11 protein-coding genes are annotated in these 13,676 nt (G+C 65.3%); all 11 read left to right on the forward strand.

What is annotated here, in order from left to right; translation table 11 throughout:
• Positions 1-290 (forward strand): flagellin (locus tag QZ471_RS01620; protein WP_295460576.1); only part of this gene is annotated, 290 nt, incomplete at its 5' end.
• A 72-nt stretch (positions 291-362) separates the two neighbouring features.
• Complete coding sequence (locus QZ471_RS01625) at positions 363-734, forward strand: flagellar protein FlaG (RefSeq protein ID WP_295460577.1); 372 nt, start codon at positions 363-365, stop codon at positions 732-734.
• Between the two features lie 70 nt (positions 735-804).
• A complete protein-coding gene (gene fliD / locus QZ471_RS01630; RefSeq protein WP_295460578.1) occupies positions 805-2,277 on the forward strand; it encodes a flagellar filament capping protein FliD in 1,473 nt (490 codons plus the stop codon).
• A gap of 94 nt (positions 2,278-2,371) precedes the next feature.
• A complete protein-coding gene (gene fliS, locus QZ471_RS01635; protein WP_059226813.1) occupies positions 2,372-2,752 on the forward strand; it encodes a flagellar export chaperone FliS in 381 nt (126 codons plus the stop codon).
• Positions 2,753-2,766: 14 nt separating this feature from the next.
• A complete protein-coding gene (locus tag QZ471_RS01640) occupies positions 2,767-3,078 on the forward strand; it encodes a flagellar protein FliT (RefSeq protein ID WP_295460579.1) in 312 nt (103 codons plus the stop codon).
• A 163-nt stretch (positions 3,079-3,241) separates the two neighbouring features.
• A complete protein-coding gene (locus QZ471_RS01645; protein ID WP_295460581.1) occupies positions 3,242-4,720 on the forward strand; it encodes a sigma-54 dependent transcriptional regulator in 1,479 nt (492 codons plus the stop codon).
• A gap of 233 nt (positions 4,721-4,953) precedes the next feature.
• Entirely contained in the window at positions 4,954-6,108 is a 1,155-nt protein-coding gene (locus QZ471_RS01650) for an ATP-binding protein (RefSeq protein ID WP_295460582.1), read from the forward strand.
• A complete protein-coding gene (locus tag QZ471_RS01655; protein WP_295460583.1) occupies positions 6,105-7,490 on the forward strand; it encodes a sigma-54 dependent transcriptional regulator in 1,386 nt (461 codons plus the stop codon). Before QZ471_RS01650 ends, QZ471_RS01655 begins: the two co-directional genes overlap by 4 nt.
• Positions 7,491-7,734: 244 nt before the next feature.
• Positions 7,735-9,819, forward strand: coding sequence for a transketolase (tkt, locus tag QZ471_RS01660; RefSeq protein WP_295460584.1), 2,085 nt, complete (start codon positions 7,735-7,737; stop codon positions 9,817-9,819).
• Positions 9,816-12,635 (forward strand): bifunctional transaldolase/phosoglucose isomerase, encoded by a 2,820-nt coding sequence (locus QZ471_RS01665; protein WP_295460585.1) that lies wholly within the window; start codon positions 9,816-9,818, stop codon positions 12,633-12,635. Before tkt ends, QZ471_RS01665 begins: the two co-directional genes overlap by 4 nt.
• 18 nt (positions 12,636-12,653) lie before the next feature.
• Positions 12,654-13,631, forward strand: a complete 978-nt coding sequence (gene gnd, locus QZ471_RS01670) for a phosphogluconate dehydrogenase (NAD(+)-dependent, decarboxylating) (protein ID WP_295460586.1) — start codon at positions 12,654-12,656, stop codon at positions 13,629-13,631.
• Positions 13,632-13,676 lie beyond the last annotated feature (45 nt).

Below are 13,676 nucleotides of genomic sequence, written 5' to 3' on the forward strand. Positions count from 1 at the left end.
CCACCGCGGACGGCGCCCAGAAGGCCCTGTCGGTGATCGACCAGGCCCTGGCCAACATCGACAGCCAGCGTGCCGACCTCGGTGCGGTGCAGAACCGCTTCGACAACACCATCAGCAACCTGACCAACATCTCGGAGAACGCCACCTCCGCCCGTAGCCGCATCAAGGACACCGACTACGCCGCGGAAACCGCGAACCTGTCGAAGAACCAGGTGCTGCAGCAGGCCGGTACCGCGATCCTGGCCCAGGCCAAACAATTGCCGCAATCGGTGCTCAGTCTGCTGCAGTAAGGCAGGGCGTCGGTCTAGGCAGGGAGAAGGGGGACGCCCCTTCTCCCTTTCACGCGTTGTGAGGACATAATCATGGATATCGTCAAGATCACGGGTTTCGCAGCTGCAACCCCCTATGGCGCTCAATCCGGCGCGCCGGCTCCGACGTCCGTCCGCGACTCGGCTTCTCCAGAAAAACCCAAGGCCCAGGAGGCGGGGCAGGAGAAGACCGACAAGGCGGATGACGGCAACGTTGACGATGCGCTTTCCAAACTCAAGACCAAATTCCAGGAAGATCACCGCAACCTGGATTTCAGTATCGATGACTCCACCGGCGAGGTGGTGGTCAAGGTTGTGGACAGTGAGTCCGGCAAGCTCATCCGGCAGATGCCCAGTGAGGAGGTGCTCAAGCTGGCCAAGCAGCTGGATGATATGCGCAGTTTGATGTTCAAGGCCGAAGCCTAGTTGGCGCGGAACTTGTATTGGATCAATGGGAGTAGGGACGGCGACGTAACGTTGGCGCAGGAGATCTGAAATGGCAGGTATCAGTGGGATTGGCGGCTCGGGGCTGGACATCGACTCCATCGTCAGCAAGATGGTGGCGGCGGAGAAGGCGCCCAAGCAGGATCAGTTGACCGCGACGCAAAGCAAGGCGACCGCGCAGCTCACCGCTGTGGGTTCGTTGAAGAGCGCCATCAGCGATTTCCAGACTGCGCTGACCACGCTCAACAGTCCTACCAGCTTCCAGGCGCGCGCTGTCACGCTGTCGAAAAGTGACTATCTCACGGCTACTGCCAGCCCCAGTGCCAGCATCGGTAGCTACCAAGTCGAGGTCACGCAGCTGGCCAGCAGCAGCAAGGTGGCCCTGGCGGCCTTGCCAGCTACCACTACCTCCAGCTCCGGCACCACCTCTCCCTCCACCTTCGGCAAGGGCACGCTGAGCATCAAGATCGGCGACACCAAGCTGTCGGATATCCAGGTCGATGCCACCAACAACACCCTGAGTGGCATCCGCGACGCCATCAACAAGGCCGGCCAGAGCCAGGGGCTCAGCGCCAACATCGTCAACGACAACTCCGGCGCACGCCTGGTGCTCAGCAGTACCAAGACCGGCGCTGGCAACGACATCTCCGTGGGCGTGAGTGGCGACGATGGCTCGGGTAGCCTGAGCCTGACCAAGCTGGCGTTCAGCCCGTCGGCAGCGCCGACCGATTCGAGCGTGGTCGATCCGCCGGTTCCCAGCGATCCTGCCGCTGCCCGCATGCTGACGCGCGCCAAGAGCGCCGCCATGACCATCGACGGCCTGAAGGTCACCAGCGATTCGAATACCGTGAGCAACGCGGTGGGGGGCTTGAGCTTCACCTTGAAGGCCACCACCACGGCAGGCAGCCCCATGACCGTCGGGGTCAGCCAGGACGAAGCTGGCGTCAAGAGCAACATCAAGAGCTTCGTCGATGCCTATAACAAGCTCATGGGCGTGATCACGACCCAAACCTCGGTGACGAAGGTGGGTGACAATAGCGCACCCATCGCCGCCGCCCTGGTCGGCGATGCCACGGCGCGGGGTCTGACCTCCACCATTCGCAACGAATTGAGTACGCTGCAGGGCACCGGTTCGGTCAGGGCCCTGGCCGACCTGGGCATCACCACCCAGAAGGATGGCACCCTGGCCATCGACGATACCAAGCTGGGCAATATGGTGAGTTCCAACTTCAGCGACCTGGCCGGCTTCTTCACCGGTGACCAGGGGATAGCGGCGCGCCTCAAGGGCAAGCTCGACCCCTACACCATGGCCAATGGCATCCTCGAGCAGCGTTCCACCTCCCTGAGCAACACCCTGAAGAGCGTGGACGCCCAGACCGCCACGCTCAATACCCGCATGACGGCGCTGTCGGATCGACTCTACAAGCAGTACAACGCCATGGACCAGCTGTACTCGTCCTTGTCGAGCACCGCGTCCTCGCTCTCCGAACAGCTGGCGGCCATGCCGTTCGCCAACAAGAGCTGAGGGTAGGGCTTGGGCTAATTAGCTCGAGAAAGGTGTCAAGTTCTCTGCGCTCCGACCGATAAAGAAGGTATCGGAAACGCACAGAGGTCGTGACATGAACGCAATGACAGCCATGCGCCAATACCAGCAGGTCGGCCTGCAGGCGCAGGTATTCGAAGCCAGCCCGCATCAGCTGATCCAGATGCTCATGCAGGGCGCGTTGGATCGTCTGGCCAAGGCCCAGGGCGCTCTGGAGCGCGGTTGGCTGTCCGAGAAGGGCGAGCTGATCGGCAAGGCGGTGTCCATCATCGCGGGTCTGAAGGACGTCCTGGATTTCGAGCAGGGCGGCGACATCGCCGTCAACCTCGATAGACTGTACGACTACATGATCCGTCGCCTCAGCGAAGCCAATCGCGAGAACGATCCTGCTATCCTCGAAGAAGTATCCGGCCTGATCCGCGAGATCAAATCCGGCTGGGATGCCATCGCCCCCTGATCTGGAGTCGACCGATGAACGTCGCCATGCAAAAGACCCCGGTGGAGCGCGTCGAGCTCGTCTATGAGCAGATGGCGGCTGCGCTCCATGCCCGAGACTGGACGCGGATCGCTGAATTGGATCTGGACTGCCGGCTGTTCGTCGACGAAGCCCTGTACGCCACCGGTGACGAAGCCCTGGCCTTGCGCGCCAGCCTGGAACGACTGCTGGCGCTCTATGCGTCCATGCTGCAAACCTGCAAGGCCGAGCGCGATGCCGTGGGTGATGAGTTGGGCAAGGTCAACAAGTCGAGCCAGGCCGCCAAGGTGTACCAACTGTTCAGTTGATCAACGTTTCACTGGCATTCCTGCAAAATTTCGACAATCCAACGTCATAAAATTGACCCCGCCTCACTAATTGTCTTAACTTGCGCAAGATGCCGACCAGTTGGCACTTGGAGCAGGTCAAAACCTGCGCGTAGCGAGACGACAAGCCGGATGAGGCAGGGACATGTGGCGTGAAACCAAGATCCTTCTGATCGACGATGAGGCCGAGCGGCGACAGGCCGTATCCATCATCCTCGACTTTCTCGGCGAAGCTCATATCGCCTGCGCCAGTGCCGATTGGCAGTCCTCCCTCGAAGTCCTCGACACCAGCCGCCAGATCGCTTGCGTATTGGTCGGCCGCGTCGACAGTCGTGGCAACAGCGTGGAGTTGCTCAAGCAGGTAGTCGCCTGGGACGAGATGGTGCCCCTGCTGCTGCTGGGCGAGGCGACCCAGCCGGATTGGCCGGACGACGTCCGCCGCCGTGTGTTGGTCTCCCTCGAATACCCGCTGGCCTACAACAAGCTGCTCGATTCCCTGCACCGGGCCCAGGTCTATCGCGAGATGTACGACCAGGCCCGCGACCGCGGCCGCCAGCGCGAGCCGGAGCTGTTCCGCAGCCTGGTCGGCACCAGTCGGGCCATCCAGGGGGTGCGCAAGATGATGCAGCAGGTGGCCGATACCGAAGCCACGGTGCTCATCCTCGGCGAATCCGGTACCGGCAAGGAGGTGGTAGCGCGCAACCTGCACTTCCATTCCAAGCGGCGCGAGGCGCCCTTCGTACCGGTCAACTGCGGCGCCATTCCGGCGGAGCTGCTGGAAAGCGAGCTGTTCGGCCATGAGAAGGGCGCCTTCACCGGCGCCATCACCAGTCGCGCCGGACGCTTCGAGCTGGCCAACACCGGCACGCTGTTCCTCGACGAGATCGGCGACATGCCGTTGCCCATGCAGGTCAAGCTGCTACGGGTGCTGCAGGAGCGTACCTATGAGCGGGTGGGCAGCAACAAGACTCAGACGGTGGATGTGCGCATCATCGCCGCGACCCACAAGAATTTGGAGCAGATGATCGCCGCGGGCACCTTCCGCGAAGACCTCTACTACCGCCTCAACGTCTTCCCCATCGACATGGCGCCGCTGCGCGAGCGTGCCGAGGACATCCCGCTGCTGATCAACGAGCTGATCGCGCGGATGGAGCACGAGAAGCGCGGCTCCATCCGGTTCAACTCGGCGGCCATCATGTCGCTCTGTCGCCACGAATGGCCGGGCAACGTCCGCGAACTGGCCAACCTGGTGGAGCGCATGGCGATCATGCATCCCTATGGCGTGATCGGCGTGGCCGAGTTGCCGCTCAAGTTCCGCTACGTGGAGGACGAGGCCGATCCCATGGTCGAGTCGCTGCGCGAGGAGCTCCAGGAGCGCGAGGCCATGGCCGGGATAGGTACGCTCGAGGTGTCGTCCTCGGCGCTGCTGCCCAGCGAGGGCCTGGATCTCAAGGACTACCTGGCCAACCTGGAAAAGAGCTTCATCCAGCAGGCGCTGGACGATGCCGGAGGCGTGGTCGCGCGGGCTGCGGAGCGTCTGCGTATTCGTCGGACCACCCTGGTGGAGAAGATGCGTAAGTACGGCATGGGTCGCCGTGACGACGAGTTCGACGAAGAGATCTGAGGCGCCTGCAGCGTCGAACGGATCGATCTAGGGTGGATGACGGCATGGCCTCATCCACCTTTGCTTTTTGGGGGCTGCCAAGTGGAAAGGGCCGCGCCGTTTTCCCCGCTACAGCCTTGTTGCGCCAGGCCGGCATGGGTCTTGCTCCACCCGGGATAATGTCAATTGTCCGTCGCGAGCCGTAGCCTATGCCTGCTCAAGCACTAGCCCCCTCCGTTGCCGCCGAGGCGCCCGTGGACGCCTCCGCCTCGGCGCAGGCCCGCGAGGCCCTGGGGCAGATGTCGCGCCAACTGAGCGAATCCTTCCAGTTGCTGGAAGCGCGGATGAATTCGCTGCAGGGCGAGCTGGAGTGGGTGTCCGCCCAGCGGCTGCAGGAGCTGGCGGAAAAGGAACGCCTGGCCAGTCGGCTGCAGAATCTACTCGATGTGATGCCGGCCGGCATCGTGGTGGTGGATGGCGGCGGCCGGGTGCGGGATGTCAATCCAGTGGCCAGTGCCCTGCTGGGCGAGCCGCTGGTGGGAGAGCTGTGGCGCGAGGTGATCGCCCGGGCCTTCGCCCCACGCCATGACGACGGCCACGAGGTGTCGCTGCGCGATGGTCGACGGCTGTCCATCGCCATCCGCTCGCTGGATGGCGAGCCAGGCCAACTGGTACTGCTCAACGACCTGACTGAGACGCGCCAGCTGCAAGGCCAGCTGGCACGCCACGAGCGGCTCTCGGCGCTGGGGCGCACCATGGCGTCTCTGGCCCATCAGATCCGCACGCCGCTGACCGCTGCCTTGCTCTATGCCAGTCATCTGGAGGAGGGCGGTCTGGCGGCGGAGCAGCAGCAGCGCTTCGCCGGTCGGCTGAAGGAGCGGCTGCACGAGCTGGAGAACCAGGTCCGCGACATGCTGGTGTTCGCCCGTGGCGAGCTGCCGCTGCAGGACCGCCTGACCCCGGCGGCCCTGTTCGTGGCCTTGCGCGAGGCGGCGACGCCCCATCTGGGCAGTTGCCCGGTACGCTGGCAGGACGATGCCGCTACCGGTCTGCTCGTCTGCAATCGCGACATGCTGGTGGGCGCGGCGCTCAACCTGATTCACAACGCCCTGCAGGCGCTGGCCGGCAGTGGTCGTCCGGGCCGGCTCAAGGTGCATCTCTATCGCCGCGGCGCCGAGTTGCACCTGAGCATCAGCGATGCTGGCCCCGGCATCCCCCCGGCCGTGCTGCAGCGCCTGGGCGAACCCTTCCTCAGTACCAAGACCACCGGTACCGGCCTCGGGCTGCCCGTGGCCCTGGCGATGGCCAAGGCCCATGGTGGTCGACTGGCGGTGCGCTCCCGGCTGGGGCGCGGCACGCTGGTGACCTTCAGCCTGCCGTTGCTATCGTCCCTGGAGACCCCGGTATGACCCTGCCCATCCTCCTGGTGGAAGACGATCGCGCCCTGCGCGAGGCCCTGGCCGATACCCTCGAGATCGGTGGCTATGCCTATCGCGCCGTGGACAGTGGCGAAGCCGCCCTGCTGGCCCTGGCGGAGCAGCCCTTCGCCCTGGTGGTCAGCGACGTCAACATGCCGGGTATCGACGGCCATCAACTGCTGGCCAGCATTCGCCTGCGCGATCCGAGCTTGCCGGTATTGTTGATGACCGCCTTTGGCAGCATCGAGCGCGCCGTAGCGGCCATGCGGGGCGGCGCGGCGGACTACCTGGTCAAGCCCTTCGAGCCGCGGCTGTTGCTGGAGGCCCTGGCGCGCTTCGCCCCCCAGGGCCGGCGGCAGACGGATGCCCGCCAGCCGGTCGCCGTCGATCCCCAGAGCCGCCAGCTGCTGGAGCTGGCTCGCCGCGTAGCCCAGAGCGAGGCCACGGTGCTGATCACCGGCGAGTCCGGTACCGGCAAGGAGGTACTGGCGCGCTTCATCCACGACGAATCGGCGCGAGCGGACGGCCCCTTCGTGGCGGTCAATTGCGCGGCCATTCCCGACCATCTGCTCGAAGCCATCCTCTTCGGTCACGAGAAGGGCGCCTTCACTGGCGCCATCGCCGCCCAGCCCGGCAAGTTCGAGCTGGCCCAGGGCGGCACCCTGTTGCTGGACGAGATCTCCGAGATGCCGCTGGGCCTGCAGGCCAAGCTGCTGCGGGTATTGCAGGAGCGCGAGGTGGAGCGGGTCGGCGCGCGCAAGCCGCTGGCCTTGGATATCCGCGTGGTGGCCACCAGCAACCGTAAGCTGGCGGAGGAGGTGGCTGCCGGGCGTTTCCGCGAAGATCTCTTCTATCGGCTGTCGGTGTTTCCCCTGGCCTGGCTCCCGCTGCGTGAGCGGCCGGCTGATATCGCGCCCCTCGCCGAGCGCCTGCTGGCGGTTCAGGCCGCGCGGATGAATCGACCCGTGCCGACCCTGAGCATCGCCGCGCGCCAGGCCCTGGCCGAGCACCCCTGGCCGGGCAACGTACGGGAGTTGGACAACGCCGTGCAGCGGGCGCTGATCCTGCAGGCGGGGTCTGAGGTCCAGCCCGAGGATTTCGGCCTGCAATGGCTGGCAACGGGTCTTGCACCTGCTGTACCTGCTACGACAATGCCTCTGGCACAGCCGGCGAACCTCGAAGCGTCGCGCCCCCTGGACGCCGACCTGCGTGACCGGGAGTTCCAGGTGATCCTCGATACCCTGAGGGCCGAGCGCGGTCGCCGCAAGGAGACCGCCGAGCGCCTGGGCATCAGCGCCCGTACCCTGAGATACAAGCTGGCGCAGATGCGTGATGCCGGGCTGGACGTAGAGCAGGAATTGCTCGCCGGTTGATGAGCGCGCAAGTCGATAGCCGGCTATCTACCCAGAGGGAACCAACCGTCTAAGGCGCTGTTCTAGAGAAAGGATCGCGACTGCGGCGTGGGGTCGCAGAGGACGCTCGCCCCCGCCGCCCCGGACCTGGTCCGGCCGCTTTGCCTTCTTCTCTTGGGCGTTGCCTCAGCTGAAAACGGTTTCATGGACGGTGCATTCCGTTTTCGTCGCGGGTGGCGCTCCTGCCAGCACGAGGATGCTTGCCATGGGTTCCACCGCACCTTCCAGCTCCAATGCCGATCAACTGACCATAGATACCATCCGTACCCTGTCCATGGACGCGGTGCAGAAGGCCAATTCGGGCCACCCCGGCACCCCGATGGCCCTGGCTCCGGTCGGCCATACGCTGTGGAGCCGATTCCTGCGCTATCACCCTGAGCACCCGGACTGGCCCAACCGCGACCGCTTCGTGCTCTCGGTCGGTCATGCCTCCATGCTGCTCTATTCGTTGCTGCACCTGGCCGGCGTGAAGGAAATCGACGAGCACGGCAACGCCACCGGCAAGGAGGCGGTCAGCCTCGACGACATCAAGCAATTCCGCCAGCTGGATTCCAAGACTCCCGGTCACCCCGAGTACCGCATGACCACCGGTGTCGAGACCACCACCGGCCCCCTGGGGCAGGGCTGCGCCAACAGCGTGGGCATGGCGCTGGCACAGAAGTGGTTGGCGGCGCGCTTCAATCGGCCCGACGCGACCCTGTTCGACTATGACGTCTATGTGCTCTGCGGCGACGGCGACATGATGGAAGGCGTGTCCGGCGAGGCGGCGTCCGTGGCCGGTCACCTGGGCCTGGACAACCTCTGCTGGATCTACGACAACAACACCATCAGCATCGAAGGCCACACCGACCTGGCTTTCAGCGAAGACGTGGCCGAGCGCTTTCGCGGCTACGGCTGGCACACCCTGCACGTCAAGGATGCCAACGATGCCGAGGCCCTGGCCGCGGCCCTGCATCGCTTCAAGGGTAATACCGGCAAACCGACCCTGATCGTGGTCGACAGCCTCATCGGCTACGGCGCGCCCAACAAGCAGAACACCGCCGCCGCCCATGGCGAGCCGCTGGGCGCGGACGAGATCAAGCTGGCGAAGAAAGCCTATGGCTGGCCCGAGGATGCCGACTTCCTGGTACCGGACGCAGCCCGTCACCACCTGCGCCATGCCCTGCTGGAGCGCGCCAGCGCCCTTTACGACGACTGGAACCGCGCCTTCGAGCGCCTGCGCAAGGATGATCCGACCCGCGCCGACGAACTCCAGCGCATGCGTGCCGGCGAGATGCCCGACGGTTGGGACGCTAAGCTGCCCAGCTTCGAGCCCGATGCCAAGGGCGTGGCCTCCCGCGAATCCGGCGGCAAGGCGCTCAATGCCTTCGCCGAGCAGATTCCCTGGTTGGTCGGTGGCGCGGCTGACCTGGCGCCGTCCACCAAGACCAACCTCAAGTTCGACGGCGCCGGCAGTTTCTCCGCGCGTGAGCCGGCCGGTCGCAACCTGCACTTCGGCATCCGCGAGCACGCCATGGGTTCCATCGCCAACGGCATGGCGCTCTGTTACCTGCGCAGCTTCACCGCCACCTTCCTGGTGTTCAGCGACTACATGAAGCCGCCGATTCGCCTGGCGTCGATCATGGAGTTGCCGGTGGTCTTCGTCTTCACCCACGACTCCATTGGCGTCGGCGAAGACGGCCCGACTCACCAGCCCATTGAGCACCTGGCGCAACTGCGCGCCACGCCGGGTCTGCTCACCCTACGGCCAGGCGATGCCAACGAAGCGGTGCAGGCCTGGAAGATCGCCTTGCAGCAGACCAATAGACCCTCCTGCATGGTGCTGTCGCGGCAGCCGTTGCCGACCCTGGATCGCGAGAAGTACGCCAGTGCCGAAGGGGTCGCCAAAGGAGCTTATGTGGTGGCCGATGCCGAGGGCGGCAAGCCCCAGGTGATCCTCATGGCTACCGGCAGCGAGCTGGGCCTGGCGATGCAGGCTTACGAGCAGCTCAAGGGCGAAGGGGTGAAGGCGCGGGTCGTCTCCATGCCCTGCTGGGAGTTGTTCGAGGAGCAGGACGAGGCCTACAAGCAGTCCGTGTTGCCCGACGAGGTGCTGGGCCGCGTTGCCATCGAGCAGGCCGGCCCGCTGGGTTGGGAACGCTACATCGGGCGTAAGGGCGCCTCGGTGACCATGAGCACCTTCGGGGCCTCGGCGCCCATCGGCAAGCTGCAGGCCAAATACGGCTACACCGTGGAAAACGTGGTCAAACTGGCCAAGGAACAGGCGCAACGCTCCGGGAGCGCCGCATGAGCAATCCACTCAAACAGCTGACGGAACAGGGCCAGGCGGTCTGGCTCGACTTCGTCAGCCGTGAATTCCTCGCCAAGGGCGAATTACAGACGCTGATCGAGCGGGACGGTCTGACCGGCGTCACCTCCAATCCCTCGATCTTCGAGAAGGCCATGGGCCACGGCAGCGACTACGATGCCAGCCTCCAGGCCTTCCTGGAAAAGGCCGATGCGGAGCCGGTGGACGTCTACGAACACCTGGCCATCGAAGACATCCAGCAGGCCGCCGACATCCTGCGCCCGGTCCATGACCGCCTCAAGGGTCGCGACGGCTACGTGAGCCTGGAGGTCTCGCCCTACCTGGCCCTGGATACCCGCGCCACCCTGGAAGAGGCGCGGCGCCTCTGGCAGGCGGTGGATCGGCCCAACCTGATGGTCAAGGTGCCGGGCACCCCGGAAGGGGCGGTGGCGATCCGCAAGCTGATCGAAGAAGGGATCAACGTCAACGTGACCCTACTGTTCGATCGCAATGCCTACATGGCCGTGGCGGAAGCCTATATAGCAGGTCTGGAAGCCCGGTTGCATCGCGGTGAAGACATCTCCCGTCTCGCCAGCGTGGCCAGCTTTTTCATCAGCCGGGTCGATGGCGTGCTGGACAAGCTCATCGACGAGCGCAAAGGCAGCGAGGCTGAACTGGGCGAGCTACGCGGCAAGATCGCCATCGCCAATGCCAAGCTGGCCTATCAGGACTACCAGCGGCTGATCCAGTCGCCGCGCTGGAAGGTGTTGGAAGCCAAGGGCGCACGGCCGCAGCGACTGCTGTGGGCCTCCACCGGCTCCAAGGATCCGGCCTATCCCGATACCCTCTATGTCGATCAGCTAATCGGGCCGGATACCGTCAACACCATGCCGCCCAAGACCCTGGATGCTTTCCGCGACCACGGCACGGCAGCCCCCATGCTCAGTACCGACCTCGAAGCCGCGCAGCGCGTCATCGGTACCGCGGCACGCCTCGGGCTGGACCTGGATGGCGTGGCCAAGCGGTTGGTCAAGGACGGTGCCCGCCAGTTCGAGGACGCCGCCGATGCCCTGCTCGGCGCTGTCGGCCAGAAGCGTCTCGACTTCCTGGGTGAGCGCCTGAATAGTGCAGACTATCGCTTGCCCGCGGCATTGAACGAGGCGGTAGAGAAACGTCTCGATGAAGCCCGTCGTGAAGGCTGGTCGCGTCGCCTTTGGCAGGGCGATGCTTCGCTGTGGACCGGTCGCGACGAGGACCAGTGGGTCGGCTGGCTGGCCGCGGCCCAGGGTCGACAGGCCGATCCCGCCGCGCTCAATGCCCTGGCCGAAGCCGTTCGCCAGGAAGGCCTGGACACCGTGGTACTGCTGGGCATGGGCGGTTCGAGCCTGGGGCCGGAAGTACTGGCCAAGACCCTGGGGACCGCCGTAGGCGGGCTTAGCCTCAAGGTGCTCGACTCCACCGATCCGGCGCAAATCGCTGCCCTCGAAGAGCAGCTGGATCTCGCCAAGACGCTGTTCCTGGTCTCCAGCAAATCCGGCTCCACCCTGGAGCCGGAAATTCTGCGTGCCTATTTCCACCAGGCCGTCGAGCGGGCATTGGGCGCGGACGAGGTGCAGCGGCGCTTCGTCGCCATCACGGATCCCGGCTCCAAGCTGGAAGCCAGTGCCACGGCCGAGGGCTACCGCGCCATCTTCCAGGGCGATCCCCATATCGGCGGCCGTTACTCGGTACTGTCGGTGTTCGGCGTGGTGCCCCTGGCCCTGCTCGGTCATTCGGTAGCCGATTTCTTCCGGCTGACCCAGCCCATGGTGCTGGCCTGCAGCCCGAGTGCGCCCCCGGCCATCAACCCCGGTATCCGCCTCGGCGTGGTGCTGGGCGAGGCCGTTCGCGCCGGACGCGACAAGGTGACCCTGATCGCCTCGCCCGGGGTCGCCAGCCTAGGGGCCTGGCTGGAGCAGCTGCTCGCCGAAAGCACCGGCAAGCAGGGTAAGGGCATCATTCCGGTAGACCTGGAGCCGCTTGGCGAGCCCACTGTCTATGGCACCGATCGAGTATTCGTCAGCTTGGCGCTGGCGAGTGAAGACGACGCCGAACGCGACAGTCGCCTGCAGGCCCTGGCTGCGGCTGGGCATCCGGTGGTGGACATCCGTCTGGCACGCGCCGAACTGATCGGCCAGGAGTTCTTCCGCTGGGAGGTGGCGACCGAAGTAGCCGGTGCCGTCATCGGCATCAATCCCTTCGACCAACCCGACGTGGAGGCCAGCAAGGTCAAGACCCGCGCCCTTACCGATGGCTACGAACGCGAAGGCCGGCTGGCCGGGGATGAGCCCTTGCTGGAGGAGGGCGACTTGGCGCTGTTCGGCGATGCCGACCTGCAGGGGCAGGACACCGCCCGCGCGGCGATCAAGGCGCACCTGGCGCGCCTACAGCCTGGCGACTACCTGGCGGTGCTGGCCTATCTCGAGCGCAATGCCGCGCACGAGGAGGCCTTGGGCGCCATGCGTGATAGCATTCGCGACAGCAAGCGCGTAGCGACCGTCGGCGGCTTCGGCCCCCGCTTTCTGCACTCCACCGGGCAGGCCTACAAGGGCGGCCCCAACTCGGGGGTGTTCATCCAGATTACCGCCGATGCCCAGAACGACCTGGAGATTCCAGGGCGGAGCCTGAGCTTTGGTGTCGTCGAGGCCGCCCAGGCCAAAGGCGACCTCGAGGTGCTGGCCGAACGGGGACGGCGCTACCTGCGCGTGCATATCAAGGGCGGCGACATCGACGCCGGCCTGCAACAAATCGTCGAACTGGTCGAGGCGGCGGTCGCCTGACCTCAAGGAGTCATCAGCATGCAATTGGGAATCATCGGACTGGGCCGCATGGGCGGCAACATCGCACGGCGTTTGATGAAGCATGGGCATGAAGTCGCGGTCTACGACCGCAGTGCCGAAACCGTGGCCGGCCTCGGCAAGGAAGGCGCCATCACCGCCGACGGCCTGGATGGCGTCATCGCCGCCCTGGCGCAGCCCCGTGCCATTTGGGTCATGCTGCCCGCTGGCGAGCCGACCGAGCAGACCATCGCCGAGCTGGCCGACCGCCTGGCTCCGGGCGACGTCATCATCGATGGCGGTAACACCTACTACAAGGACGATATCCGGCGCGCCAAGACCCTGGCTGAGAAGGGCATCGACTATGTCGACGTCGGCACCTCCGGTGGCGTCTGGGGTCTGGAACGCGGCTACTGCATGATGATCGGCGGCAAGTCGGAAGCCGTCGAGCGCCTGGAACCCATCTTCGAAGCCCTGGCCCCCGGCTATGGCAGCATCGAGCGTACCAAGGGTCGCAACGCCCCTGACGAGCGTGCCGAGCGTGGCTACATCTTCACCGGTCCGGCCGGCTCCGGCCACTTCGTCAAGATGGTGCACAACGGCATCGAATACGGCCTGATGCAGGCCTACGCCGAAGGCTTCGACATCCTCAAGATGAAGAACAGCGACAAGCTGCCGGAAGACGAGCGCTTCGACCTGGACCTGGCCGACATCGCCGAAGTCTGGCGCCGTGGCAGCGTAGTGTCGTCCTGGCTGCTGGACCTGACCGCCCAGGCGCTGGCCGGTGACGTCGCCCTGGAGAAATTCTCCGGCTCCGTCGCCGACAGCGGCGAAGGTCGCTGGACCATCGAAGCGGCCATCGAGGAAGCGGTGCCGGTCAATGTCCTGTCCGCCGCCCTCTATGCGCGCTTCCGTTCCCGCCAGCAAGCCACCTATGCCGACAAACTGCTGTCGGCCATGAGATTCGGCTTCGGCGGTCACGTCGAAATCCCGCAATAAACCCCTGGCCGTTCCCCTGTGGAGCGGCCACGGGCCGCGTCGCGG

Source organism: uncultured Pseudomonas sp. (assembly GCF_913774235.1).
GTDB lineage: Bacteria > Pseudomonadota > Gammaproteobacteria > Pseudomonadales > Pseudomonadaceae > Chryseomonas.